Genomic DNA, 23,625 nt, shown 5'->3' on the forward strand with positions numbered 1-23,625 from the left:
CAGGCCGCTAGATAAAGGAGGGGACTGAAATCATGGAGCGAAGAATCGTTATCGCCGGCACAGGCAGCGGAGTCGGCAAAACGACGCTCGCGATCGGCATCATGGCTGCTTGGCGGAAGCGCGGTTTAGCGGTTCAAGGCTTTAAATGCGGACCCGATTATATCGATCCGACCTATCATACGGCCGTGACGGGCAGACCGTCCCGCAATCTGGATTCTTGGATGACCGGCCGGGAGGGCGTGCTAGCCGCCTATGCGCGCGGGAGCCGCGGAGCGGACATCTCCGTCATTGAAGGCGTTATGGGGATGTATGACGGCAAAGACCCGCTTACCGACGACGGCAGTACGGCGGATATCGGCCGGATATTGGAGTCCCCGGTCGTGCTTGTCGTGAATATTGCCAGTATGGCCAGGAGCGCCGCGGCGATCGTGAAAGGCTTTCAGCAGTTTGGCCAAGGCGACAATATTGTCGGGGTGCTCGCCAACCGTGCCGGCAGCAGCGGGCATTACGAGTTGGTCAAGCAAGCGATCGAGCAGGAATGCGGGATTCCGGTTCTCGGTTATTTGCCGCGGAACGAGCACATCGAGCTGCCGGAACGGCATTTGGGTCTCGTGCCTTCGGTCGAGAAAGGCGATTTGCAGCCTTTCTTTGACCGTCTCGCCGAAGAGGTTGAAGCGCACCTCGATTTGGAGCGGCTGTTTGAAGCGGCAGCGGCGAAGCCCGTCAACGGCCTTGCCGGCTTATCCACGAACGTCCCTGAGGTGAACGATGCGGCCCGGGTGAACCTTGCCGTGGCCAAGGATGCCGCTTTCCATTTCTACTATCCCGATAATCTGGAGATGCTGGAAGCTGCCGGCGCCAAGCTCCTATTCTTCTCGCCGCTGCAGGGAGAGGAAGTGCCGGCCGAAGCAGACGGTTTATATATCGGCGGCGGGTTTCCGGAGGAATTCGCCGACCGGCTGGGGAAGGATGCGAAGGTGAAAGCTTCGTTTCGCAAGCGGATTGCGGAAGGCATGCCGACGCTCGCCGAATGCGGCGGATTCATGTACTTGACGGAGCAAATTGTAGATACGGCAGGAAACGCCTTCGATATGGTGGGCTTGATACCGGGCAAGGTGATCATGCAGAAGCAGTTGACCGCGTTAGGTTACCGGGAAATAACGGGGACAGCCGGCAATTTCCTGCTTCCGCCGGAAGACAAAGCGCGCGGCCACGAATTCCATTACTCGACCTATGCAGCAGCGGAGGGAATGGAGCCGGCCCCCGCATTTCAATGCAAAGGGCGATTAGGCACCAAACCGGATGGCTATGCAGGCGGAAGCCTGGCGGCAGGCTATGCGCATTTGCATTTTGCATCCAATGCCGGTCTGGTACACAGATGGATTCGAGCTTGCGCGCAGTATCGGCAATCAAAAAAGGTTGGTCAGGAATAGTTTCCTGGCCAACCTTTTTGCGGGCTATTTTATGAGAGTCAGAGCTTGATCTGCAATATAATCTTTGTAGCGGTCTAGACAGTTGCAAAGGTAATCTTTGCGGCAGATCGGGCAAGGTTCTTTCATCAAACGGTTCAGGTCCGTCACTTTGCCGATGCCTGTTTCGGAGTCTCTTTCAAAGAAAAGGCGGCATTTGTTCCGGTCCTTCAATGAGACGACGACTTCGAAAAGTCCATTTTTTTTATTGTCACTAACGATTGTTGCATCTACTACTTGCGGATCATAAGCCATATGCAATTCCTCCTACTAGCATGCCCGTATCTTTATTAGTCTGGGCGCGTTAGTATATTATATAAATAAATAACATTTTATTCAATAGGAGGCTAAGCGGCAGTGATCTTTGATTATTGTGAGCAGGAAATGACGGAAAACGGCATGCAGCTGCACATCGGACTGCAATTCGAAGATGAGCCCGACTCGTTGTATGTCGCAGAACTTTCAGCAGGTGCCGACGGTGCGGTAACGTCGTGGATGCTCTATTTCAACGGCTTTGATTGCAAATACAGCTTCAAGCCGGAGGAGAAGGAAGCGCTGATTCGCTATGCGGCGGAGCAGGGGATTCCCATCGCAGACGGGACAAGCGGGCCATAATGCAAAAAGGAATCGTCCCCATGGTGCTGGTTCCAATTCCTTGCGTGATGTTTATGCAGTTGTTTGGAGGCCCGTTCATGGCGGGTCGGCGTCTTCTTGGTTACCGGATTCATACCGTTCCAAGTCATACGGAAAGCGGCCGGATCCGCCTTGCCTTCGCGGACTTGGCGCTGCCGGACTTTCTGTGCTTGCGTTCTGGACATAGGATATTCCCCATTTCTATTGGATGGACTCATTGCTCATGTTCTCTATTGTATAGATAATTGGCGGCTGACCGCAATGGAAAGTTCTTTTCATAAGCATTTTGTACGATTCATAAAAGGGGGAGACGTATGCGCATAAGCGTTCAATTAGCTGTAGAGGGCAAGCCCGTGAAGCAGGATGTGCTGGAAATTGCCGAGCATAAGCTGGGTGAAATGACCGAGGAAGAGATCGAGAGCGCCATCGAAGTGAAGATTCGTACTTGGGTTGACCGCATGATTCAGGTGGAATGGGAAGTGTTGGACGATTAGCGGCCGATGAAAAAAGAGCTCCGAGGAGAATCTCCCCGGAGCTTTGTCATGTTATCGCGTTATGTATGTTTAGTGAACAATAGTGCCCATACCGGTCTTCTGCAGCGCGTGTTCCCAACTAGGGTAGTAGTACAACGCATTTTTCATTAAATCCGGATGCTCCTTCTTCACATGTTTCTTAGCTAGCGATTCTCCGGTGTTGTGAAGCTGCACAATATGGCCAAGCACTTCCTCTGCACTCATGTTTAGCTCCATGGATGTGTTCTCCTCCTTTCCGTAAGAATATAACCTCAATGCTTGCCATATGCGCTGCAAAATATACATACATTCCCATCCGTGCGGACAAAATAAATCCATCCATAGTCGAAAGGAAAGTCGGTGTCCTATTTTGAACTGGTCGTCGCTGTCATTGTTTTCTTCCAAAGCGTTGCCGCTCTGCAAGGGAAAGATTAGCAGGGGCGAGGTGACCAAAGTATTGCTCCGCGATTTGCCGCCCGGCCGGATCGTCGTTCTCCGGCATCGCGATCTCGATGAAGTGATTGCCCAAGAGCTGATCGATCAGAAAGTGAAAGCGGTCGTCAACTGTCAAGAAACGATGAGCGGCGCGTTCCCCACACACGGTCCCCTCATGCTGCTGCAGCAGCATATTCCGGTGTGGGAAGCGGACGGTGAAGCGTTCGAAGCTTTTACGCCGGAAGCGGAAATCGAGATCTATGAGGATCATATTCTCGTTGAGGGGCGTGTCATCCCGTGCAGCGCATTTACGCGTGAGAAGTGGATCGGCTTACAGCAGCTTGCCAATGAACAGGCGGCCAAGCTGATGGAGCAATTTATTGCGAATACGCTTAACTATGCGATGCGCGAGAAGGACGCCGTCATGAAACCGCTACCGCACCTATGCCTGGAGACGAATCTCGAGGGCAGGCATGTGCTGATTGTGTCGAGGGGGAAAGGATACAAGAAAGACTTGCAGGCGGCGAAAGCCTATATTACGGAAATGAGCCCCATTCTGATCGGGGTGGATGGCGGCGCCGACGCGCTTCTGGACTGCGGCTACCGCCCGGATCTCATTATCGGGGATATGGACAGCGTGACGGACCGGGCTCTCGCCAGCGGCGCCGAGCTGGTGGTGCACGCCTATCCGGATGGAACGGCGCCCGGCTTGCAGCGGACGAATGCTTTGGGGCTGACGGCGCACATTCTGCCCTGCTTCGGAACGAGCGAGGACGCGGCGCTTCTGTTAGCTTACGAGAAACAGGGGGAAGTGCTGGTCACAGTCGGGGCGCGTACGCATATGATCGATTTCCTGGAGAAAGGAAGAGCCGGCATGGGAAGCACATTGCTCGTTCGGATGAAGCTCGGAGCGCGGCTGGTGGATATCAAAAGCATCGGCATTCTGTATAAGCCGCGCAGATGGACCAAAGAGGCGCTCGTCACGATGCTGCTCTCACTCTTCTTCATCGGCTTGGGGCTGCTCCAGCTGCATTGGATCTTGAAGCGGGCTGCCCACGTCGTATGGAAGCTTGGAGGTGAAGGATGAGACCTTATGTATCCATCATCATCCCTGCGTGGAATGAGGCGAAGACGATCGAGACGACGCTGCGCGATCTCCAGGAGCAGTCGTCCCGCTTGACGGACCGGCGCGTGACGTTTGAAATCGTCGTCGTGGACGATGGCAGCAGCGACAGTACATATGACATTGCTTGGCCGTGGGTGGATAAGCTGATCCGCCACGAGCGGCGCAGCGGCAAAGGCGCGGCGATGCAATCCGGCGCCGGCGCGGCGGGAGGCGAGCTGCTGCTCTTCCTGGACGCCGACCTGCAGTCGACGGCGGGGGAAGCTCTTGCGCTCATCGAGCCGCTGCTGCGGCGCGAGGCGGATATGGCGATAGCGAAGCTGCCGCCATCCCGCACCAAGGGAGGCTTCGGCTTGGTGAAGGGCTTGGCCCGCCGCGGCATTCGCCTGCTCAGCGGCTATGAGACCGAAGCTCCCTTGTCCGGACAGCGCGCGGTGCGCGCGGAACGGCTGCGGGAGCTAGGCGAGCTTCGCCGCGGCTTCGGCGTGGAAGTCGCGATGACGATCGATGCGGTGCGGCACGGCCTGCGCATCGTGGAGCTGGACGTGCCGGTCACGCACCGGGAAACGGGGCGGAACTGGCACGGTTTCATGCACCGCGGCAAGCAGTTCGCCGCGGTCGGCTTGACGCTGCTCTCCCGCTGGAAGGAGCGGAAGCCGGTATGGGTATCGTCGGATCGCTCCTCGATCTGATCATATTGGCGGCAGCGGGCAGGTGGCTGCTGCCGCACGTCGTGCGGTTCTTGCAAGGGCATGGCCAGGTAGAGAGCAATTATACCGGCCATACGGTCCCGCGCGGGCTAGGGGTGTTCTTGTGGCTGCTTCTGTGGCTGCATCAGTTGACTATCCAGCTGACGTCGTTCGCAGCCGGCCGGGAGCTGGAGGCCAACCGGCACGTGTTCGCTTTCGCGGCTACGCTGGTGTTCCTGTTGGGCTGGACAGACGATCTCATAGGCCATAAAGAGGTCAAAGGGCTGAGAGGACATTTCCGGTATTGGAAGGAATCGAAAACGGTGTCGATGGGCGCAGTCAAGGCGCTTGGCATCGCGTCGGCTGCAGCTTGGCTCGTCATTTCCGTCCATAACAAACAAACCCCGCACTTATGGGTGGGGGGACAGATCGTCATGGTGATGCTCATGACGAATGCTCTGAATTTGCTGGACGTGCGCCCCGGCCGTTCTTTGAAGGTGTTCTTCGCCGGCATCGCGGCGGTCGGACTGCTCGGCTTCGCGATTGCTCGCCATCTGCCCGTTGACGGCCTGCAGCCGCTTGGGCCGATCCTGCTCGGAGCCGCCTTCTTGTATGGGACGGATGTTCGGGGAAGAGGCATGCTCGGCGATGCCGGAGCGAACCTGCTCGGTTTCACCCTCGGATATGCCGTTCTGATGTGCCTCCCATGGGGGCTTCAGCTGTTCATTACGGCGGTACTCGGCTATGTGCATCGGCAAGCCGAGGTGAGTTCCCTCACCTTGCTCATCGAGCGGAACCGCTTCTTACATTGGCTGGATCGTCTAGGCCGGACTTGAACAACAGGTCCGGTCTATTTGCGCCGTTTGGCTTTAAAACGGGGCGCGAGATAATTCCGCTTGCGGTCACGGAAGAACGTCCAGCCTCCAATGAACGCGACGCCTAATAGAAAGAGGATTAGTCCGAGCATGAATTTGCCCCAGAGCATGTGACCGTCGGGATCGAATTGTGCGAAAAAAGCGTCTTTCATGGCGAGAAAACCGTAGGTTGCCGTCAAACCGGGAATGACGAGTAGAAGAATAGCGATAAATCGGTAAAAAGGTGCTTTCATAGCTGCTTAACTGCTCCTAACATTATCAATCTCAGATCTTTTCTATCATCATAACCGGAAACGGCAAACCTGTCTAATTCACAAATAGGACTATGATTTCCCATCCAAAAAAGGGTAATATAGTAGAGACTAACGTTACATATAAGGTTACTTAGAGTTCATAGGGAGGAATTACATAATGAGTGAACATAGATATGATGTCGTAGTCTTAGGCGGGGGCATCGGCGGATACACGGCTGCGATCCGGGCTGCACAGTTGGGGAAAACAGTCGCTGTCGTTGAACGGGATAAGCTGGGCGGCACCTGCTTGCATCAAGGGTGCATTCCGAGCAAATCGCTGCTGCGCAGCGCAGAAGTATATGCAACGATGAAGAAAAGCGAAGACTACGGGATCGTGGCAGGCTCGCTCGAGCTCAAGTTCGACAGCGTGTTAGCCCGCAAACAGCGCATCGTCGATCAACTGCATCAAGGGCTGCAGTTCCTGATGAAGAAAAATAAAATTACCGTTCATTACGGCAACGGCCGCATTATCGGTCCTTCGATTTTCTCGCCGCGCAGCGGAGCGGTTTCGGTCGAGAAGGAAGACGGCGAGATCGAGATGCTGCTGTCCGCCAATCTGATTATTGCAACCGGCTCGAGACCGCGCACCTTGCCGGGGCTTGAAATTGACGGCACCCATATTATGACTAGCGAAGATGCGCTCCGGATGGAGGAACTGCCCAAATCGGTTATCATTGTCGGGGGCGGCGTGATCGGTGTGGAGTGGGCTTCTATGCTGCGCGATTTCGGCGTGGAGGTGACGATCGTCGAGCTCGACAAGCGGTTGGTGAGTATGGAGGACGGCGATATTTCGAAGGAGCTCGAGCGCTTGTTCAAGAAGCGGGGCATTAACCTGGTGACCGGCGCGAAAGTGATTCCCGAGTCTGTGAAGGCAGCGGACGGATCCGTTACTTTGCAAGCGGACAAGCAGGGGGAAATCGTTACGCTGCAGGCGGCCAAAGTGTTGGTTTCCGTTGGCCGCCTCGCCAATGTCGAGGGGATCGGGCTTGAGAATACCGACGTGAAAGTGGAAAAGGGCGTCATTCGCGTGAATTCCCACATGCAGACGACGGAGTCTCATATCTATGCCGTAGGCGATGTGATCGGCGGGTTGATGCTGGCGCATATGGCCGGGCATGAGGGAATTGCGGCTGCGGAACATATCGCCGGTTTGACGCCGCATGAGCTTAAGCCGCATCTCGTGGCGAAATGTACGTATACGCGTCCGGAAATCGCCAGCGTAGGCTACACGGAGCAGCAGGCGGCCGAGCTCGGCCGTCAAGTCAAGGTCGGCAAATTCAGCTTCAAGGCGATCGGGAAAGCGCTGGTATACGGGGACACCGACGGTTTCGTGAAAGTGATTGCGGATCGTGAAACGAACGACATTCTCGGTGTTCATATGATTGGGCCGCATGTGACGAATTCGATTACGGAAGCGGCGCTTGCGCAAATGCTGAATGCCACGCCTTGGGAAGTCGGACAAACGATTCACCCGCATCCGACGCTGTCCGAGGCCCTAGGAGAAGCGATGCTGGCCGTCGACGGAATTGCGATCAGCGGATAAAAAATTGTATTCATAACCATTTGCGTTTATAATAAGCTTATAGAGTCAAGTATTAGGACCAGGTAATAAAACTTGCGAACTTAAAACTATTTTGAAGGAGGCAACCTCCATGTCCATTGGTCAGCTTTATAAGCACAGAACTTTAGGGTTATCCGACGAAGTTGTCATTCGTATGTATAGAATCATGTGTCTTGCAGCGAAATATGATGAACGGGCTTTCATGCTGCAGCGTGCGGGCAAAATTCCGTTTCACGTTTCCGGGATGGGCCAATATGCCGGTCAGGTCGGCATGGCTTTCGCCATGGAACCGAAGAAGGATTATTTTCTGCCTTATTACCGCGACTATGCGTTCGTTCTTGCGGTCGGCATGACCGTGAAGGATCTGATGCTCGCCGTTTTCTGCAAAGCGGAGGACGTTAACAGCGGCGGCAGACAGATGGCCGGCCACTTCGGCGATAAGAAGAATCATATCGTCACAGGGTCTTCACCTGTTACGACGCAAGTGCCGCATGCGGCGGGAATTGCGCTGGCCGCCAAGATGAAGAAACAGGACATCGTGACGTATGTGTCCTTCGGCGAAGGCTCCAGCAATCAAGGGGATTTCCATGAGGGCTGCAACTTCGCGGGCGTACATAAATTACCTGTCATTTTCGTTTGTGAGAACAATCAATACGCCATTTCCGTTCCGCTGCACAAGCAGGTTGCCGGCAAAATTTCGGACCGCGCATTGGGCTACGGCTTCCCAGGCATTCAAGTCGACGGCAGCGATGCGCTTGAGATGTACCGGGTGACGAAGGAAGCCAGAGACAGAGCACTTCGCGGCGAGGGGCCGACGCTGATCGAGATGATGTCCTATCGTCTCATGCCGCACTCCACTTCCGATGACGACATGCTGTACCGGACGCGCGAGGAAGTGGAAGAGAACCGTCAGAAGGACGGTATTGTGAAGTTCAAAGAATATTTGATGGAATGCGGCTTGTGGAGCGAGGAGCAGGACGCTCAACTGCTGGATGAACTGAAGCAAGAGATTAATGAAGCTACCAAATATGCGGATGCGGCGCCATATCCGAAGCCGGAAGATACGCTTCGTCACGTATACGCAGAAGGAGTTGACCAATAATTATGGCAGTCATTACTTATTTGGAAGCCATCCGCTCTGCGATGCAGGAAGAAATGCAAGGCGATGACAACGTCTTCGTCCTCGGCGAGGATGTCGGCAAAGGTGGCGTCTTGAACACCACCAAGGGCCTCCGCGATCTCTTCGGAGAGGATCGCGTATTGGATACGCCGCTCGCGGAGTCCGCGATTGTCGGCGTCGCGATCGGCGCGGCGATGTACGGCATGAAGCCGGTCGCCGAAATTCAGTTCGCCGATTTCATCTTCCCGGCAACGAACCAAATCTTAAGCGAAGCGGCCAAGATCCGCTATCGTTCCAATAACGACTGGAGCTGCCCGATCGTCATCCGCGCACCTTATGGGGCGACCGGCGCAGGCGCCTTGTACCATTCCCAGTGTCCGGAATCGGTGTTCTTCGGCACGCCGGGTCTCAAAATCGTGGCGCCTTCCAATCCTTACGATGCGAAGGGGCTGCTCAAAGCGGCCATCCGCGATGCGGATCCCGTGCTGTTCTTCGAGCACAAGAAGGCTTATCTTGCGCTGTCCGCGGATGTCCCGGAAGAGGATTACATCGTGCCGATCGGCAAAGCCGATGTGAAGCGTCAAGGCACGGACATTACGGTCATCGCCTACGGCATGGTCGTCAACTTCGCGCTGCAAGCCGCTGAAGAGCTAGCGAAGGAAGGCATTTCGGCTCACGTGCTCGATCTGCGTTCCCTGCAGCCGCTGGACAAAGAAGCGATTCTCGAAGCGGCGAAGAAAACGGGCAAAGTGCTTATCGCCCATGAAGATAACAAAACGGGCGGCGTCGGCGCTGAAGTGTCCGCCATCATCGCGGAAGAACTGCTGTTCGAACTGGATGCGCCAATCTCCCGATTATGCGGACCGGACGCACCGGCCGTGGGCAGTAACCCTCCGATGGAGAAGTTCTTCCTGCTCAATAGCGACAAGCTGAAGGAAGCTATGCGCCAGCTTGCTATGTTTTAACAGTCCATCATTCCTTTGGTCTAATTTCATGCCATTGATCATTTCCTGAACTTAGGAGGTATACTACCCATGAATCAAGCGAACGGTCGGTTAACCGAAGTGACGGTTCCGCATTTGGCGGAGAGTCTCGTCTCGGCTACAGTCGGCAAATGGCTTAAGAAGCCGGGCGATTATATTGAACAATACGATGTGTTGTGTGAACTCTTCACAGAGAAAGTAAATACGGAGATGCCTTCCCCCATTGAAGGCAGATTGGTGAAAATCATTGTCGGCGACGGGGAAACGGCAGCTGTCGGTGAAGCGATTTGCTTGATCGAGGAGTCGGCGGGCAGCGCCGGCGCTTCCACGCATCAAGCGGTTGAAGCCGAGAGCTATGCGGAAGGTGCTGCGGCGGAGAGCGTGGATCAGAGCATGCGCGGACGCTATTCGCCTGCCGTCCAACGGCTTGCCCAGGAGAATCAGGTCGACTTGACGCGCGTCGCCGGCACCGGACTTGGCGGAAGAATTACGCGCAAGGACGTTGAGCAGTACATCGCGGGCGGCGGCAGAACGTCTGCGCCGACGCAAGCTGCTCCGGCTCCGGCAGCACCAGCTGTACCGGCAGCTGAACAAAGGCAGCCGGCTGCTATGCAAGCCGGGTCCGCTCCCATCGCTGACGTTCAGCCGGCTAATCTGCCGGTTCGCAGCTCCGGCATTCATCTGTCGGCCAACCCGCAGACACCGCTGATCGAAGCGGAGGGTTACTCGATGGATGCACGCAACGAGCATTTCATTGACGTGACGCCAATCCGTAACGCCATTGCGTCGAAAATGCGCCAAAGCGTGACGGAAATTCCGCACGCTTGGACAATGATTGAAGTCGACGTCACGAATCTCGTCGTGCTGCGGAATAAAGTGAAAGACGAGTTCATGCGCCGCGAAGGCATTAACTTGACGTACTTGGCGTTCATGCTGAAAGCTGTCGTCAACGCGATCAAGGATTACCCGATCATCAACTCCGTCTGGGCTGTCGACAAAATTATCGTGAAGCGCGATATCAACATTTCGTTGTCCGTAGGTACGGAAGATTCGGTGCTGACACCGGTTATCAAGAAAGCGGATCAGAAAAATATCGCCGGCCTGGCAAGAGAAATCGACGAACTGACGAAGAAGACGCGCGCCGGGAAACTATCTTTGAACGATATGGTCGGCGGCACCTTCACGGTAAATAATACAGGCTCCTTCGGTTCGATTCTGTCTTATCCGATCATTAACTACCCGCAAGCAGCCATTGTGACCTTCGAATCGATTGTGAAGAAGCCTGTCGTTATTCAAGATATGATTGCTGTACGTTCCATGGTGAACCTGTGCCTGTCGCTTGATCACCGGATTCTCGACGGCGTCATTTGCGGCAGATTCCTGCAGAGGGTCAAAGAAAACTTGGAAAGCTACAACGCGGATACAAAAATTTATTAATTTACGAATCAAAAAATAACCCGGCTGTAAACAATACGCTTGAAAGCAGCATGGTGATCAGCATAACGTAAATGACGACTTTGAACCAACGTCTATTTTGCAGCATGTGAAGTCACTCCTTATCGTGAAAGCTTGTACTGTTTTATTGTAACCCATAGTGAGTATCGGAGGAAAGTACATGATTCAGCAGAACCGTTTAGTGGAAGAATTCATCTCGCTTGTGAAGGTAGATAGCGAAACTCGCAATGAGCAGCAAATTTGCGCCGTCTTGAAGGACAAATTCGGCTCCTTGGGCTTATCGGTGTTCGAGGATGATTCGAAGGAAAGAAGCGGCCACGGAGCGGGCAATTTGATCTGCACGCTGGAAGCCACGGACAGCAATGCCGCGATTCCGACGATTTTTTTTACATCCCACATGGATACGGTAGCACCGGGCCAAGGCATCAAGCCGCAAATCGGCGAAGACGGTTATATCCGCAGTGACGGCACGACGATTCTAGGCAGCGACGACAAAGCGGGGATTGCCGCGATGCTCGAAGGCATTCGCGTGCTGAAGGAGCAACATATTCCGCACGGCCGCATTCAGTTTGTGATCACGGCAGGCGAAGAGAACGGTTTGAAGGGTGCGCGTGCGATGAATCGCGAGCTGATGGAAGCGAAGTTCGGCTTCGCCCTTGATTCCAACGGTGCCATCGGCGACATTGCTGTGGCTGCACCGGGCCGCGCGGAAATTGAAATCATTTTCGTCGGGAAATCGGCGCATGCCGGCGTCAACCCGGAAGATGGCATCTCTGCCATCCAGGTCGCTTCCAAAGCCGTTGCGCGCATGTCGCTCGGCCGCATTGACAGCGAAACGACTGCGAACATCGGCAGCTTCGCCGGTACGGGCCCGCTGAACGTCGTATGCGATCGCGTCGTCATGAATGCGGAAGCCCGCAGCATCGTACAGCATAAGCTGGAAGCGCAAATTGCCGCGATGAAAGAGGCTTGTGAAGCGGCGGCGGCGGAAGCCGGCACAACGTGCGAATTTAAAGCCGAGATCGCTTACGCGTCCTTCATGCACGACGATTCCGCACCGATCGTCCAGTTGACGGCCCGCGCGATGTCAACGCTCGGTTTGACGGCACGGACGTTCCATTCCGGCGGCGGCAGCGATGCGAACATTTTTAACGGCATGGGCATTCCGACGGTGAATTTGGCTGTCGGCTACCATGAGATTCACACGACCAAAGAGCATATCGCCATCAGTGATATGGTCAAAACGGCGGAGCTGGTCGTAGCGCTTGTGAAGGAATCTGCAAAGGTATAACGAGATGAACCGATTGGTCTATGCTGCGCACTGCAGCGGACTGGTCGGTTTTTTTGCATGTAATGCGGCCGCTTGTCATAGGCTTCGTATGAGATTGCAATTAACGGGGGATACAGACCATGCTCATGCGGGAGAAGGGAATCGTTACGGACATTGTAACGGAGAGAGAGGGACTGCAGATCGTAAGTGTCCTCATGCAGCGCAGCGGCGTGGAGCAGCAGGCGGTTCATTATACGGAAGGTTCACCTTTGCTGCGTGTCGGTGACACGGTCGAGTTAAATGTGACGGCCGAGGAGCTGGGTTTAGGTTCGGGGGGCTATCATCTCGTGATGTCGGTCATGAATAACGCGGAACAGCTGCCTGCGGATAGCGCGTTGCCTGCTCGCGGACATATCGTGAAACTCAAATACACCCCGTTCCAGCGGAGTGTGCTCGCTGTCGAAGAGGCGTGCAGCCCGTATCATGCGATTTTTCAAAAAGAGGTGAGCCTGGAGAGCATGCCCGTCCTGCTGGGGGAACTGCACAGCATGCTGCCTGTGGCGATGTGCTGGCTGCGGTACCGCGAGCGGCAGGACAATCGCCAAGCGGCGCGTACGGCTTATGTGATGACGGACGGAGGCGCACTGCCTCTGGCCTGGAGCACACATGTGGCGCTGCTGGAACGTATGGGCTGGCTGGCGAGCACGATTACATACGGCCAAGCGTACGGGGGGAAACTGGAAGCGGTTAACAAATTCAGTGCCTTAATTAGCGCGAAACACGTCGTCCGTGCCGATCTCGCGCTCGTCACGATGGGTCCCGGCATCGTCGGTACAGGGACGCGCTACGGTTATTCCGGAATCGAAATCGGGGAACTCGTGAATGCCGTGCATGCGCTCGGGGGAATTCCGATTGTTATTCCGCGTCTTTCCTTTGCCGACCGGCGTTCCCGTCATGTCGGACTCTCGCACCATACGCTGACTGCGCTGCAGCTCGCCGCTGCTTGTCCTGCCGCAGTGCCTCTGCCGCTGCTAGAAGGGGAGCAGGCTGACGTGATCGGCCGGCAAGCGCAACAACTGGAGCGTCATCTCGTCAAGATGATGCCTGCGGCTGCAGGCTCGGAGATAGCCGGTGCATTGAGCGATTATCCCCAGCCCATCACCTCGATGGGAAGGGGATTATTTGAGGACCCGGCGTATTTCCAAGGGATTTGCGCGGCTGTTGATTATGCACTCCGGCTGCATAGTCCATCAGGGTAGTGGTGTGTCCGCCCTGCTGCAGCATGAGCTGAAGCTGGCGTTTGATTTCCCAAGCCTTGCCTACAAGGCGGATTTGTCGTTCGGTGACATAGCTTTTCATCGTCTCATTCCTCTTTCCCAATCAAAATTTGATATAATGATCGATATGCGAAAGTAGGACAAGTTATTCCCCATTTTGAAAGGATGAAAACACGCGTATGACAGCATATAAAAAATTTGAAGAAATCACGATTGAAACTCAACCCATCTTCAAGGGACGAATCATCTCCCTGCAAGTGGACACGGTCAAACTGCCGAATGGCGAAACGGCTACAAGAGAAATCGTCAAGCATCCGGGGGCGGTAGCCGTTATTCCGCTGCTGGGGGATACGATGATCGTCGTGGAACAATACCGCAAGCCGCTCGAGAAGAGCCAGGTCGAAATTCCTGCCGGCAAGCTGGATGCAGGCGAGGAGCCGCTGAAGGCGGCCCTTCGCGAGCTGGAGGAGGAGACCGGCTACCGGACGGACAATATCAAGCTGGTCAGCTCGTTCTATACGTCTCCCGGTTTTGCCGATGAAATCATCCATATGTATATCGCCGAGGATTTGGTGAAAGGCAGCGCGAATCCCGATGAAGATGAGTTCCTGGAATGCGAAGCGATTACGCTGGAGCAAGCTCAGCAGTATATAAGAGACGGGCGCATCAGCGACGCCAAGACGATCATGGCCGTATACGCGTGGCAGTTGTACCGGTTAACGGGGCAAATCTAATGAATGCTTATTATGTAGATCTGCATATTCATATCGGGCGTACCGACAAGGGGAAGGCTGTGAAAATTTCCGCAGCCAATAATTTGACGTTTTTCAATATTGCCCATGAAGCGGCTGTCCGCAAAGGAATGGAGATCATCGGCATTATCGACTGCCAGTCTCCTGCGGTGCAGGACGATATTAAGACGTATCTTGACAGCGGGGAGATGACGGAGCAGGAAGGCGGCGGGATCCGCTACCGGGATACGACGATAATGCTGGGGAGCGAAATCGAGGTGCGGGATCCGGGCATGGGGGCGGCGCATTTGCTCGCATACCTGCCTGATCTCACTACGATGCAGGACTTTACACAGTGGATGAAGCGGCATATGAAAAATGTGGAGCTAAGCTCACAGCGCATTTACGTGCCTGCGCGGGTGCTTCAGGAGGAGGTGCTCGGCAGAGGCGGGATTCTCATTCCGGCGCATATCTTTACACCTCACAAGAGCGTTTATGGCAGCGCCACGACCCGGATGGAACATTTGCTCGATCTGCAAGGCGTCGCTGCCGTAGAGCTGGGCTTGAGCTCGGATTCCGAGATGGCGGGATGCATTTCGGAGCTTGATCCTTTCACATTCGTCACGAACTCCGACGCCCACTCCTTGGGCAAGATCGGACGCGAATACAATAAAATGCTGCTCGAGGCCCCTACTTACGAGGAGCTTGTCAAGGCGCTCTTGCGTCAGGAAGGCCGGGGGGTCGCTGCGAACTACGGATTGAATCCCCGTCTCGGCAAGTATCACCGCACGTATTGCTCCCTCTGTGAAGCCGTGCTGGACGAGCAGAACGGCACCGTAGAGCGCTGCGGAGATTGCGGGAGCAACAAAATCGTCAGAGGCGTGATGGACCGGATTCTGTCATTGGCCGACCGGGAAGAGCCGTATTTGCCGCCTTACCGGCCGCCTTACCATTTTCAAGTGCCCATGGAATTCATTCCGGGTCTTGGCCCCAAGAAGCTCAATCAGCTGCTGCAGCGGTTCGGGACGGAGATGGATGTGCTGCACCGCGCGACGCTGGAGGAGCTGGAGCAAGTCGTCGGTGAAGAGATAGCAGGCTATCTTACCCAGGCGCGAGAAGGCACGCTATCGCTGGAAGTTGGAGGCGGCGGCAAATACGGCAAAGTGAAAAATCGTTCATAGATTCCTATTTTCGCTCATAAGCTTATCTTTGTAGAGGTTGTACACAGGAAGGAGCTGCGAGAGTGAATAGGAACCAGTCGATGAAACAATATATGAAGGACAATTTGCCGCTATTTATATTCGTCTCCGTGCTTTTCATCATTGGCGTTGTGTTCGGCGCCGTGATGGTGAACGCTCTTTCTTTGGAACAAAAGCAAGAAATGACGCGACACTTGGGCAGCTTCTTTCAAGAGATCAACGATGGTGCGGAGTTTGACAGCAGACAATCGTTCGTTCAATCCTTCGGCATGCATATGAAGTGGATTCTGCTTATCTGGCTGTTCGGACTGTCGGTCATCGGTCTGCCGCTCATTCTCGTGCTCGATTTCCTGAAAGGTGTGCTGATCGGCTTCACGGTCGGTTATCTGGTCGGCCAAATGTCCTGGAAAGGGATGCTGTTCGCGCTCGTTTCCGTCGCTCCGCAAAATTTGATCGTCATTCCGGCCATTCTGTTCTGCTCGGTGGCAGCGATGTCGTTCTCCATCTATATGATCAAGAATCGCTTCATGAGCCGTAACGGCAATATGTACCAACCCTTCATGCGGTACACGTCGCTCACGCTGTTAATGGGCATGCTGATGCTCGGAGCCGCGCTGTGGGAGGGTTATATGTCCCAACTGATGATGAAATGGGTCACGCCGATGCTGGCTCCGCTCTACGGCTGAGCTGTGTAGCAGGTTTTCTGTTTGACTTTGTCCGCAAGCTCCCCCTATAATGAAAAGAGTGGCTAAAATTGGGCTTGGATGCCCACCTTTCTGAGGGGGAGGCATATGGAAGCAAGGATTGAGAAAATTAAGCAGCAGCTGCAATCCCAAGGGTACAAGCTTACCCCCCAACGGGAAGCGACTGTGCGTGTACTTTTAGAAAATGAACAAGATCATCTTAGCGCCGAGGATGTCTTCATGCTCGTCAAAGATAAAGCTCCGGAGATCGGTCTGGCAACCGTGTACCGTACCTTAGAGCTGCTCAGCGAGCTGCATGTCCTGGAGAAAATGAATTTTGGCGACGGGGTCGCGCGTTACGATTTGCGGGACGACAGCACGCGTCATCATCATCACCATTTAATTTGTGTCCAGTGCGGGACTGTGGACGAAATTATGGAAGATTGGCTCGGTCCTTTGGAAGAAAGACTGGACAAAGATTTTCATTTCCAAGTGCTGGATCATCGGCTTGATTTTCAAGGTATTTGCTATCGCTGCAACGAGCGGGGAAAACCGGACTCATTGGACAAATCCAAAATAACAGCATCGGAATAGATACTGTTCATACACAGAAAATGCCTGTATGCACCTCGCGTGCGTACAGGCATTTTGTTGTTGCTGACATATACTGGTATCAGAATTGATCATGTGTTTTTTCACATATTCGGACTGGAAGCTTGGGAACATTATGATTAATGCTGATTAGAAAGAGGGTTGACGCGAATGACTGCTAAAGTTGTAATCGGCGTCCCGAAGGAAATCAAAAATAATGAAAATCGCGTCGCTCTAACGCCGGGCGGAGCGAGCATGCTTCTGCTTGCCGGGCATCAGGTGCTGGTTGAAGCGGGTGCCGGCGCTGGAAGCGGCTTCGGCGATGACGATTACGCGCGTGAGGGCGCGCTTATCGTCCCTGATGCAGCTGAGGTGTGGGCACGCAGCGATATGATTATGAAGGTGAAGGAGCCGCTTCCCGCCGAGTACGGATATTTCCGCGAAGATCAGCTGCTCTTCACGTATTTGCATTTGGCGGCTGCTGGGGATTTGGCTGACCATCTGCTCAGCAAGAAGGTGACGGCAGTCGCCTATGAAACGATCCAGCTCCCCAACGGATCGCTGCCGCTTTTGACGCCGATGAGCGAGGTGGCCGGCCGCATGTCGGTTCAAATCGGCGCCCATTTCTTGGAGAAATTCTACGGCGGGCGCGGTATCCTGCTGGGCGGCGTACCGGGCGTACCGCCGGCGAACGTGGTCATTCTAGGCGGAGGCATCGTCGGCACGAACGCGGCGAAGATGGCGCTCGGCCTTGGCGCGAGCGTCGTCATTATCGAGCGGAGCGCGGACCGGATGCGGGCTTTGGACGATATATTCGGAGGCCGGCTGAATACGTTGATGTCGAATCCCTTCAACATCGCCAGTGCCGTGCAGAAGGCGGATCTCCTCATTGGCGCCGTTCTCATTCCTGGGGCGAGAGCTCCGCGTCTGGTGACGGAAGCGATGGTCCAAGCGATGAAGCCCGGCGCCGTCATCGTCGATGTCGCTGTGGATCAAGGGGGCTCGATCGAAACGATCGACCGCGTGACGACACACAGCGACCCGACGTATGAGAAGCATGGCGTCGTGCACTATGCAGTCGCCAACATGCCTGGCGCCGTTCCGCGAACGTCCACGCTGGCGCTGACCAATGTTACGCTCCCGTATGCCTTGGAGCTGGCGAACAAAGGATTGATCGAGGCCGTAACGGCCAATTATGCGCTGCAGCTCGGCGTCAATACGTACAAAGGCAGCGTGACGCATCCGGCCGTCGCCGAAGCGCTGGGACTGCCGTATGTGAAGTTGTCCGAATTGTCATAATCGGGGCCTGTTCCTCATATCCTGTCCTAAACAATGGATAGAAATGGGGGATGGCCTATAATCTTTTCGTACCGTAAGCTGCTTGTGAGACTGCGCTTTATCCTGATGTTCATGGCGCTGACCGTCGTCATTTATCAAGTCATGCTCGTGCTTTCCAGCTGGATCGAACCTGTGAACCGGTACCGCACGCCGACGGGAAATTCCGTCAAGGTTTTCGGCCAGCATGAGCATGCTACGGCTCCGGAATCCGGTCCAATGAGCGACAGGCTGCGATTATTTTATTGGTATGGCGAATAATAGAGGAGATTGTCAGCCTACCGTTGAATGCTATCCATATCAAGATATGGCATGATAACGAAGGAGTTTACTAGGCATGATGATGGTTGACCTGCAATCCTTCATTCGATTTCTATCCGCCCATCGGGGACTTTCTAAGAATACGCTGGAATCTTATGAAAGGGATCTGCAGCAGTTTATGGAGTATTTGGGACAGCATGGTATTATGGCCTGGAGAGAAGCCGGCAAGACGCATATCGCCGGCTTCATGGCCCAGCTCAAGGGGCTTGGCCGTGCATCGGCAACCATTTCGCGTCATTTAGTTTCCATTCGCGCCTTTTTTCAGTATATGGTCAAAGAACGGCTGCTGGACACAGACCCTTCCGTCTATGTGGAGGCTCCCAAATTGGAGAAGAAGCTGCCGAAGGTGCTTTCCGTGGAAGAGGTGGGGAAGCTGCTGGATGCCCCCCAGCCGGAGCAAGTCAGCGGCGTTCGCGACAAAGCGATGCTGGAGCTGCTCTATGCTACCGGCATTCGCGTGTCCGAGCTGATATCGCTGAATGTGAGCGACGTTCATTTGCAGCTCGGCTTTATTCGTTGCATTGGCAAAGGGGATAAAGAACGCAACATTCCGCTGAGTTCCATCGCGATCCGCTGCCTGACGGCTTATATTCAGAAGGACCGCAAGAAGCTGTTGAAGAAAACGGCGGACGAAGAAGCTTTGTTTATCGGACATCTCGGCACACGGATGACGCGGCAAGGCTTTTGGAAAATTTTGAAGCGGTACGCCAGCGAGCTGAACATTGCCGGAGACATCACGCCGCATGCGCTGAGGCATTCATTCGCGGCTCATTTGATTGAGAATGGTGCGGATTTGCGGTCCGTTCAGGAAATGCTGGGGCATGCCGATATTTCGTCCACTCAATTATACGTGCAGGTTACGAAGCTCAAAATGAAGGAAGTTTACAATCGCGCTCATCCCAGAGCGAATATGTAAGTGCGAAACAGCGGCATTCTCCGTAAAGAGAGGCTGCTGTTTTGCATTCATACAATGGAAATGCGATAATGAAGGGTGGAACAAATTGTGTATACATTTGGAGGGACAAGCGTGCGATTTGAACGAATTGGTTTAATCGTTTTGGATAGCGTCGGCATCGGCGAGTTACCGGATGCCAATCAATTTGGCGATACAGGCAGCCATACGCTTGGCCATATCGCAGAGCGGGTCAGCGGATTCTCGCTGCCGAACTTGCAGCGTATGGGCTTGGGCAGCATTGCAGAGATCAAAGGCATCCCGGCTGCGGATGCGCCGGAAGCATACTACGGCAAGATGGCCGAAGTGTCGGTCGGCAAAGATACGATGACCGGGCATTGGGAGTTAATGGGACTTCGGATATCCACACCGTTTAACGTATTCCCGGAAGGATTTCCGGCAGAGCTTATCAGGCAATTCGAACAGGAAACAGGCCGCAAGGTCATCGGCAACAAGCCCGCTTCAGGTACGGAGATTCTGGACGAGCTTGGCGAAGAACAGATGAAGACGGGCGCATGGATCGTCTATACGTCCGCGGACAGTGTATTCCAGCTGGCGGCGCACGAGGATGTCATTCCGCTGGAGGAGCTGTACCGGGCGTGTGAGATTGCCAGACGGTTGACGCAAGGACCGTATGCCGTCGGCCGGGTTATTGCAAGACCGTATGTCGGCGAGCCGGGCGCTTTCAAGCGGACGCCGAACCGCCACGATTATGCGGTGAAGCCGCCTGAGCCGACGGTGATGAATCATCTGCAGGACGCCGGCTACGATGTGATCGCGATCGGGAAGATCAACGATATCTTCGACGGGGAAGGCGTGACGAAGACGACATCCACCAAGAGCAACCTCGACGGCATCTTGAAGACGATTGAGACGCTGGGTACGCCGTTCAAAGGGCTGGCGTTCACGAATCTGGTGGATTTCGACTCCTTGTACGGACACCGCCGGGATCCGGAAGGCTATGGCCGTGCGCTGCAGGAGTTCGACAGCTATGTGCCGCAGCTTAAGGAGAAGCTGGGACCGAACGATCTGTTGATCCTGACGGCGGATCACGGCAACGATCCGATTCATCCGGGCACGGACCATACACGCGAGTATGTGCCGATTCTGCTGTACAGCCCGAGCTTCACTGCACCGGTTTCGCTGGGCATCCGCAGCACGTTCGCCGATCTTGGCGCAACCATTGCCGAGAATTTCGGCGTGAAGCAGACGGGACAGGGCGAGAGCTTTCTGCATCTTCTAAAATAATGCTTGGGAGGAATACACCTATGTCAGAAGCGTCCATCATTCAAAAGATTCAAGAGGCAGCTGATTTTATTGCCAAAGAAACGAACATTCAACCTCAAATCGGACTCATACTGGGTTCGGGACTCGGAGTGCTCGCCGATCTCATTGAGCAGCCGATCGTCGTAGATTATTCGCGCATTCCCCATTTCCCGGTATCGACCGTGGAAGGTCACGCGGGGGAGCTCGTCGTAGGTACGATACAAGGCAAGCAAGTGCTGGTCATGAAAGGCCGGTTCCACGCTTACGAAGGATACGGGGCTGAGACGGTTTCCTTTCCTGTGCGCGTCATGAAGCAGTTAGGCGTAGAAACGCTGATCGTCACGAATGCGGCGGGCGGCATTAACGAGAACTATCAAGTCGGCGATCTGATGGTGATCAGCGATCACTTGAATCTGACGTACCGCAATCCGCTGATCGGACCGAACGATTCGGCGCTGGGCGTGCGCTTCCCGGATATGTCGGAAGCTTACAGCAAGCGGCTGCGCAAATTGGCGCACGAGGTTGCGGCTTCCCAGGATTTCAAACTGCAAGAAGGCGTCTATGTCGGTCTGCTGGGGCCCAATTACGAAACGCCGGCTGAAATTCGTATGTTCCGTACTCTCGGCGGCGATGCGGTCGGTATGTCCACAGTGCCTGAAGTTATCGTTGCCCGTCACGCCGGGATTGAAGTGTTAGGTTTCTCCTGCATCTCCAATATGGCGTCCGGGATTCTGGATCAGCCGCTGTCCCATGCGGAAGTGATGGAGACGACGGAGAAAGTGAAGCCGAAATTCCTGAAGCTGGTGCTCGGCATTATCGCGGCTATTTAATATAGAAGAGGAGATCAACATGGAATTGACTTACATACAGAAAATTAATGAGGCGGCTGCCTTCATCAAGTCCCGGTTAGGAAGCGCTGCGCCGGTGATCGGCCTCGTTCTGGGCTCAGGCCTTGGCGATATGGCGAATCAGGTGGAGAACCCGGTTGCGATCGATTACAGCGAGGTGCCGCATTTCCCGATTTCTACGGTGGAAGGGCACGAAGGCCGCTTCGTGGCAGGTACGCTCGAAGGCAAGCAAGTGATCGTGATGCAGGGACGTTTCCACTATTATGAAGGCTACGATATGAAAAAGGTTGTATTCCCCGTTTATGTCATGAAGGCTATCGGCGTGCAAACGGTCGTGATGACGAACGCGGCGGGCGGTATGAACCGCAGCTTCCAAGCTGGCGATCTCATGGTCATCAGCGATCATCTGAATATGACCGGCGACAACCCGCTGATCGGTCCGAACCACAGCGAGCTGGGCGTTCGGTTCCCGGATATGTCTGAGGCGTATAACCGTGAATACCGTGCGCTGGCGCATAAGCTTGCCGAATCCGTCAAAGGCGAAGACGGTGTGGCGCTGAAGCTGCAAGAGGGCGTTTATGCCGGCATTACAGGTCCGACGTACTGCACGCCTGCCGAGCTGACGATGCTTGCCCGTATCGGCGGAGATGCCATCGGCATGTCCACCGTAGGCGAAGTGATCGCCGCGCGCCACGCCGGACTGAAAGTGCTCGGTATTTCCTGTATTACCGATATGGCGATCGGCGAAGAGCTGGAGCCGCTCACACATGAGCAGGTGGTTGCCGTGGCGAACCGGACGAAGCCCAAATTTATCGCGCTGGTCAAAGCATTCGTACGTGAAGTTCAGTTGGGGTAATGGAGTCCCGGTTTTAATTGAAATTTAATGTAAAACGGGATTCTTTAGACCTATTCATCGATGCGAAGTCATGCTAGAATATAGTTAATAAGAACTATATTCGAAGGTATCCAATCGTGAGATACCTCTTCCGGGGTGTGATCGAGCATGTCAGTCCAACAATTAATGGTCGCTAACTGTCCGCGCTGCGGTAAAGTGTTTCAGAAAAATTTGCGAAATCAATGCTCGGACTGCAGCCGCAGCGTAGACGGGCTGCTGCAGAGCTGTCATGATTACTTGCACAGAAATCATCGTTCCACGAATGCAGAGTTAATGGCCGCCACAGGCGTAAGCCGCGAGATGATGCTGGCGTGGATGAAAGAGGGCAAGCTGCTCCTTTCGGATTATCCGAATTTGAATTATCCGTGCGCCTCCTGTTCGAAATCAATCCGGCAGGGGAAGCTGTGTGCAGACTGTGCCTACCGGATCACCCGCGACATCAAAGAGCTGCAAGCCAAAGACCAGGCGCTCCAGCCGTTGCGGAGAGACAAACCGGGAATATCCGCCGGAGGTTTTCAAATTCGGGAACGATTGAGCGGTGTGTAATTTACGCCGGAGTGGGCAATAGTAAGACTAATATCCCCCGTTAAGGGGGATGTTTTTACGAAGGCTCATTCACAATTCCGACACAAAATATTCAAAGATTTGCCACTAAACATGTATGGGATTGTCTCGAGATGTTAGGTAGAATAGATGAAGTGAACACAATATGAGGGGGATATGCATGCAAAAGTGGATTTTCTTTGTGTTATTTATACTTGCGGGCGCATTGGGGCTGGGAGTCCTCTTTCAAGATATCTCTGAACGCCAAGAGGCCAAAGCAGCAGAAGCAGCCGGAAGCAAGATGCAACAGCTTAAAATCGTCGCTTCCAACTGGCAATTCGACGCAGCCGATTACACGATCAAAAGCGGTCAAGCTACGAAAGTTTCCTTGTCTTTAAAAGAGGGCGTTCACGCGATTGAAATCAAAGGATTGGATATCAAGCTGGACAAAGAAAACCCGTCCAAAGAAATTACTTTCGACAAACCGGGAACTTATGAGATTGATTGCATCCTTCCTTGCGGTGAAGGCCACGCCAAAATGAAATCAAAATTGGTTATTCAATAAC

29 protein-coding genes and 1 pseudogene are annotated in these 23,625 nt (G+C 54.3%); 24 read left to right on the top strand and 6 right to left on the bottom strand.

Annotated features, from left to right (window positions below; translation table 11 throughout):
- Window positions 1–32: 32 nt before the first annotated feature.
- On the top strand, window positions 33–1,433 hold the full coding sequence (locus J2X61_RS22340; protein ID WP_310190667.1) for a cobyrinic acid a,c-diamide synthase CobB: 1,401 nt from the start codon (window positions 33–35) through the stop codon (window positions 1,431–1,433).
- A gap of 24 nt (window positions 1,434–1,457) precedes the next feature.
- Here the strand turns inward: J2X61_RS22340 and J2X61_RS22345 are convergent, their stop codons facing one another.
- Window positions 1,458–1,724 (bottom strand): hypothetical protein, encoded by a 267-nt coding sequence (locus J2X61_RS22345; protein WP_274467974.1) that lies wholly within the window; start codon window positions 1,722–1,724, stop codon window positions 1,458–1,460.
- A gap of 102 nt (window positions 1,725–1,826) precedes the next feature.
- Between J2X61_RS22345 and J2X61_RS22350 the strand changes: the two genes are divergently transcribed.
- The gene (locus J2X61_RS22350; RefSeq protein WP_310190670.1) at window positions 1,827–2,084 is read left to right on the top strand and encodes a hypothetical protein; all 258 of its coding nucleotides are present in this window, start codon (window positions 1,827–1,829) and stop codon (window positions 2,082–2,084) included.
- Here the strand turns inward: J2X61_RS22350 and J2X61_RS22355 are convergent.
- Window positions 2,033–2,287 carry a hypothetical protein gene (locus J2X61_RS22355; protein ID WP_274467977.1) on the bottom strand — a complete coding sequence of 85 codons (255 nt, stop codon included), beginning with the start codon at window positions 2,285–2,287 and terminating at the stop codon, window positions 2,033–2,035. The two genes, J2X61_RS22350 and J2X61_RS22355, sit on opposite strands and share 52 nt — an antisense overlap.
- A 129-nt stretch (window positions 2,288–2,416) precedes the next feature.
- Here J2X61_RS22355 and J2X61_RS22360 point away from each other — a divergent pair, with 129 nt between their 5' ends.
- Window positions 2,417–2,596, top strand: coding sequence for a hypothetical protein (locus tag J2X61_RS22360; protein ID WP_274467978.1), 180 nt, complete (start codon window positions 2,417–2,419; stop codon window positions 2,594–2,596).
- 69 nt (window positions 2,597–2,665) lie between these two features.
- On the opposite strand, the gene J2X61_RS22365 is transcribed toward J2X61_RS22360, so the two are convergent.
- A complete protein-coding gene (locus J2X61_RS22365; RefSeq protein WP_310190673.1) occupies window positions 2,666–2,851 on the bottom strand; it encodes a hypothetical protein in 186 nt (61 codons plus the stop codon).
- Between the two features lie 49 nt (window positions 2,852–2,900).
- Between J2X61_RS22365 and steA the strand changes: the two genes are divergently transcribed.
- Genes steA through J2X61_RS22380 form a run of 3 tightly spaced genes read left to right on the top strand, consistent with a single transcriptional unit; the run spans window position 2,901 to window position 5,697 of the window.
- Window positions 2,901–4,136, top strand: a complete 1,236-nt coding sequence (gene steA, locus J2X61_RS22370) for a putative cytokinetic ring protein SteA (RefSeq protein WP_310190676.1) — start codon at window positions 2,901–2,903, stop codon at window positions 4,134–4,136.
- Window positions 4,133–4,864 carry a glycosyltransferase family 2 protein gene (locus J2X61_RS22375; protein WP_310190678.1) on the top strand — a complete coding sequence of 244 codons (732 nt, stop codon included), beginning with the start codon at window positions 4,133–4,135 and terminating at the stop codon, window positions 4,862–4,864. The genes steA and J2X61_RS22375 overlap by 4 nt, the downstream gene beginning before the upstream one ends.
- On the top strand, window positions 4,834–5,697 hold the full coding sequence (locus tag J2X61_RS22380) for an MraY family glycosyltransferase (RefSeq protein ID WP_310190681.1): 864 nt from the start codon (window positions 4,834–4,836) through the stop codon (window positions 5,695–5,697). Before J2X61_RS22375 ends, J2X61_RS22380 begins: the two co-directional genes overlap by 31 nt.
- A gap of 14 nt (window positions 5,698–5,711) precedes the next feature.
- Here the strand turns inward: J2X61_RS22380 and J2X61_RS22385 are convergent, their stop codons facing one another.
- Window positions 5,712–5,969 carry a DUF2627 domain-containing protein gene (locus tag J2X61_RS22385; RefSeq protein ID WP_274467984.1) on the bottom strand — a complete coding sequence of 86 codons (258 nt, stop codon included), beginning with the start codon at window positions 5,967–5,969 and terminating at the stop codon, window positions 5,712–5,714.
- A 178-nt stretch (window positions 5,970–6,147) separates the two neighbouring features.
- Between J2X61_RS22385 and lpdA the strand changes: the two genes are divergently transcribed.
- From lpdA to J2X61_RS22405, 4 genes are all read left to right on the top strand, one after another.
- Window positions 6,148–7,572 carry a dihydrolipoyl dehydrogenase gene (gene lpdA, locus J2X61_RS22390; protein WP_274467985.1) on the top strand — a complete coding sequence of 475 codons (1,425 nt, stop codon included), beginning with the start codon at window positions 6,148–6,150 and terminating at the stop codon, window positions 7,570–7,572.
- 109 nt (window positions 7,573–7,681) lie between these two features.
- Window positions 7,682–8,692 (top strand): thiamine pyrophosphate-dependent dehydrogenase E1 component subunit alpha, encoded by a 1,011-nt coding sequence (locus J2X61_RS22395; RefSeq protein ID WP_274467986.1) that lies wholly within the window; start codon window positions 7,682–7,684, stop codon window positions 8,690–8,692.
- Window positions 8,693–8,694: 2 nt separating this feature from the next.
- Window positions 8,695–9,675, top strand: a complete 981-nt coding sequence (locus tag J2X61_RS22400) for an alpha-ketoacid dehydrogenase subunit beta (protein ID WP_310190683.1) — start codon at window positions 8,695–8,697, stop codon at window positions 9,673–9,675.
- 69 nt (window positions 9,676–9,744) lie between these two features.
- Complete coding sequence (locus J2X61_RS22405) at window positions 9,745–11,130, top strand: dihydrolipoamide acetyltransferase family protein (protein WP_274467989.1); 1,386 nt, start codon at window positions 9,745–9,747, stop codon at window positions 11,128–11,130.
- Between the two features lies 1 nt (window position 11,131).
- On the opposite strand, the gene prli42 is transcribed toward J2X61_RS22405, so the two are convergent.
- On the bottom strand, window positions 11,132–11,236 hold the full coding sequence (gene prli42, locus J2X61_RS22410; protein WP_274467990.1) for a stressosome-associated protein Prli42: 105 nt from the start codon (window positions 11,234–11,236) through the stop codon (window positions 11,132–11,134).
- Window positions 11,237–11,308: 72 nt separating this feature from the next.
- Here prli42 and J2X61_RS22415 point away from each other — a divergent pair, with 72 nt between their 5' ends.
- Together J2X61_RS22415 and J2X61_RS22420 are read left to right on the top strand one after the other, a co-directional pair.
- Window positions 11,309–12,439: a M20/M25/M40 family metallo-hydrolase gene (locus tag J2X61_RS22415; protein ID WP_274467992.1), complete on the top strand. Its 1,131-nt coding sequence runs from the start codon at window positions 11,309–11,311 to the stop codon at window positions 12,437–12,439.
- A gap of 119 nt (window positions 12,440–12,558) precedes the next feature.
- Entirely contained in the window at window positions 12,559–13,677 is a 1,119-nt protein-coding gene (locus J2X61_RS22420; protein ID WP_310190688.1) for a DUF3866 family protein, read from the top strand.
- 34 nt (window positions 13,678–13,711) lie between these two features.
- Here J2X61_RS22420 and mciZ read toward each other — a convergent pair.
- Window positions 13,712–13,777 (bottom strand): annotated as a pseudogene (gene mciZ / locus J2X61_RS36440) (Z-ring formation inhibitor MciZ); the annotation flags it as partial.
- Window positions 13,778–13,874: 97 nt separating this feature from the next.
- On the opposite strand from mciZ, the gene J2X61_RS22425 reads away from it, so the two are divergent.
- The 12 genes from J2X61_RS22425 (at window position 13,875) to J2X61_RS22480 (ending at window position 23,624) form a co-directional block, all read left to right on the top strand.
- On the top strand, window positions 13,875–14,429 hold the full coding sequence (locus tag J2X61_RS22425; RefSeq protein ID WP_274467995.1) for an NUDIX hydrolase: 555 nt from the start codon (window positions 13,875–13,877) through the stop codon (window positions 14,427–14,429).
- Window positions 14,429–15,607, top strand: a complete 1,179-nt coding sequence (locus J2X61_RS22430; protein WP_274467996.1) for an endonuclease Q family protein — start codon at window positions 14,429–14,431, stop codon at window positions 15,605–15,607. The genes J2X61_RS22425 and J2X61_RS22430 overlap by 1 nt, the downstream gene beginning before the upstream one ends.
- Window positions 15,608–15,669: 62 nt before the next feature.
- Window positions 15,670–16,311 (top strand): stage II sporulation protein M, encoded by a 642-nt coding sequence (spoIIM, locus tag J2X61_RS22435; RefSeq protein ID WP_274467997.1) that lies wholly within the window; start codon window positions 15,670–15,672, stop codon window positions 16,309–16,311.
- A 105-nt stretch (window positions 16,312–16,416) separates the two neighbouring features.
- The gene (fur, locus tag J2X61_RS22440) at window positions 16,417–16,902 is read left to right on the top strand and encodes a ferric iron uptake transcriptional regulator (protein WP_274467999.1); all 486 of its coding nucleotides are present in this window, start codon (window positions 16,417–16,419) and stop codon (window positions 16,900–16,902) included.
- A gap of 168 nt (window positions 16,903–17,070) precedes the next feature.
- A complete protein-coding gene (gene ald / locus J2X61_RS22445) occupies window positions 17,071–18,198 on the top strand; it encodes an alanine dehydrogenase (RefSeq protein ID WP_274468000.1) in 1,128 nt (375 codons plus the stop codon).
- 84 nt (window positions 18,199–18,282) lie between these two features.
- Window positions 18,283–18,495 (top strand): DUF4227 family protein, encoded by a 213-nt coding sequence (locus tag J2X61_RS22450; RefSeq protein WP_274468001.1) that lies wholly within the window; start codon window positions 18,283–18,285, stop codon window positions 18,493–18,495.
- Window positions 18,496–18,574: 79 nt separating this feature from the next.
- Window positions 18,575–19,471 (top strand): site-specific tyrosine recombinase XerD, encoded by an 897-nt coding sequence (gene xerD, locus J2X61_RS22455; protein WP_274469288.1) that lies wholly within the window; start codon window positions 18,575–18,577, stop codon window positions 19,469–19,471.
- A 111-nt stretch (window positions 19,472–19,582) separates the two neighbouring features.
- Window positions 19,583–20,755, top strand: coding sequence for a phosphopentomutase (deoB, locus tag J2X61_RS22460; protein WP_310190691.1), 1,173 nt, complete (start codon window positions 19,583–19,585; stop codon window positions 20,753–20,755).
- 20 nt (window positions 20,756–20,775) lie between these two features.
- A complete protein-coding gene (locus J2X61_RS22465; protein WP_274468004.1) occupies window positions 20,776–21,603 on the top strand; it encodes a purine-nucleoside phosphorylase in 828 nt (275 codons plus the stop codon).
- Window positions 21,604–21,622: 19 nt separating this feature from the next.
- Window positions 21,623–22,477, top strand: a complete 855-nt coding sequence (locus tag J2X61_RS22470) for a purine-nucleoside phosphorylase (protein WP_310190693.1) — start codon at window positions 21,623–21,625, stop codon at window positions 22,475–22,477.
- 147 nt (window positions 22,478–22,624) lie between these two features.
- Window positions 22,625–23,062, top strand: coding sequence for a flagellar protein (locus tag J2X61_RS22475; RefSeq protein ID WP_274468007.1), 438 nt, complete (start codon window positions 22,625–22,627; stop codon window positions 23,060–23,062).
- A 178-nt stretch (window positions 23,063–23,240) separates the two neighbouring features.
- The gene (locus tag J2X61_RS22480) at window positions 23,241–23,624 is read left to right on the top strand and encodes a cupredoxin domain-containing protein (protein WP_274468008.1); all 384 of its coding nucleotides are present in this window, start codon (window positions 23,241–23,243) and stop codon (window positions 23,622–23,624) included.
- The last annotated feature ends 1 nt before the right edge of the window (window position 23,625 follow it).

It is taken from the genome of Bacillus sp. 3255 (genome assembly GCF_031456485.1).
Lineage (GTDB): Bacteria > Bacillota > Bacilli > Paenibacillales > NBRC-103111 > Paenibacillus_E.

Excerpts from the sequence above, each read along its gene's own strand:
- J2X61_RS22340 (WP_310190667.1), top strand. The coding sequence starts at position 33 with ATGGAGCGAAGAATCGTTATCGCCGGCACAGGCAGCGGAGTCGGCAAA.
- J2X61_RS22345 (WP_274467974.1), bottom strand. The coding sequence starts at position 1,724 with ATGGCTTATGATCCGCAAGTAGTAGATGCAACAATCGTTAGTGACAAT.
- J2X61_RS22355 (WP_274467977.1), bottom strand. The coding sequence starts at position 2,287 with ATGTCCAGAACGCAAGCACAGAAAGTCCGGCAGCGCCAAGTCCGCGAA.
- J2X61_RS22360 (WP_274467978.1), top strand. The coding sequence starts at position 2,417 with ATGCGCATAAGCGTTCAATTAGCTGTAGAGGGCAAGCCCGTGAAGCAG.
- J2X61_RS22365 (WP_310190673.1), bottom strand. The coding sequence starts at position 2,851 with ATGGAGCTAAACATGAGTGCAGAGGAAGTGCTTGGCCATATTGTGCAG.
- steA (WP_310190676.1), top strand. The coding sequence starts at position 2,901 with ATGCGCTGCAAAATATACATACATTCCCATCCGTGCGGACAAAATAAA.
- J2X61_RS22375 (WP_310190678.1), top strand. The coding sequence starts at position 4,133 with ATGAGACCTTATGTATCCATCATCATCCCTGCGTGGAATGAGGCGAAG.
- J2X61_RS22380 (WP_310190681.1), top strand. The coding sequence starts at position 4,834 with ATGGGTATCGTCGGATCGCTCCTCGATCTGATCATATTGGCGGCAGCG.
- J2X61_RS22385 (WP_274467984.1), bottom strand. The coding sequence starts at position 5,969 with ATGAAAGCACCTTTTTACCGATTTATCGCTATTCTTCTACTCGTCATT.
- lpdA (WP_274467985.1), top strand. The coding sequence starts at position 6,148 with ATGAGTGAACATAGATATGATGTCGTAGTCTTAGGCGGGGGCATCGGC.
- J2X61_RS22395 (WP_274467986.1), top strand. The coding sequence starts at position 7,682 with ATGTCCATTGGTCAGCTTTATAAGCACAGAACTTTAGGGTTATCCGAC.
- J2X61_RS22400 (WP_310190683.1), top strand. The coding sequence starts at position 8,695 with ATGGCAGTCATTACTTATTTGGAAGCCATCCGCTCTGCGATGCAGGAA.
- J2X61_RS22405 (WP_274467989.1), top strand. The coding sequence starts at position 9,745 with ATGAATCAAGCGAACGGTCGGTTAACCGAAGTGACGGTTCCGCATTTG.
- prli42 (WP_274467990.1), bottom strand. The coding sequence starts at position 11,236 with ATGCTGCAAAATAGACGTTGGTTCAAAGTCGTCATTTACGTTATGCTG.
- J2X61_RS22415 (WP_274467992.1), top strand. The coding sequence starts at position 11,309 with ATGATTCAGCAGAACCGTTTAGTGGAAGAATTCATCTCGCTTGTGAAG.
- J2X61_RS22420 (WP_310190688.1), top strand. The coding sequence starts at position 12,559 with ATGCTCATGCGGGAGAAGGGAATCGTTACGGACATTGTAACGGAGAGA.
- J2X61_RS22425 (WP_274467995.1), top strand. The coding sequence starts at position 13,875 with ATGACAGCATATAAAAAATTTGAAGAAATCACGATTGAAACTCAACCC.
- J2X61_RS22430 (WP_274467996.1), top strand. The coding sequence starts at position 14,429 with ATGAATGCTTATTATGTAGATCTGCATATTCATATCGGGCGTACCGAC.
- fur (WP_274467999.1), top strand. The coding sequence starts at position 16,417 with ATGGAAGCAAGGATTGAGAAAATTAAGCAGCAGCTGCAATCCCAAGGG.
- ald (WP_274468000.1), top strand. The coding sequence starts at position 17,071 with ATGACTGCTAAAGTTGTAATCGGCGTCCCGAAGGAAATCAAAAATAAT.
- xerD (WP_274469288.1), top strand. The coding sequence starts at position 18,575 with ATGATGGTTGACCTGCAATCCTTCATTCGATTTCTATCCGCCCATCGG.
- J2X61_RS22465 (WP_274468004.1), top strand. The coding sequence starts at position 20,776 with ATGTCAGAAGCGTCCATCATTCAAAAGATTCAAGAGGCAGCTGATTTT.
- J2X61_RS22470 (WP_310190693.1), top strand. The coding sequence starts at position 21,623 with ATGGAATTGACTTACATACAGAAAATTAATGAGGCGGCTGCCTTCATC.
- J2X61_RS22475 (WP_274468007.1), top strand. The coding sequence starts at position 22,625 with ATGTCAGTCCAACAATTAATGGTCGCTAACTGTCCGCGCTGCGGTAAA.
- J2X61_RS22480 (WP_274468008.1), top strand. The coding sequence starts at position 23,241 with ATGCAAAAGTGGATTTTCTTTGTGTTATTTATACTTGCGGGCGCATTG.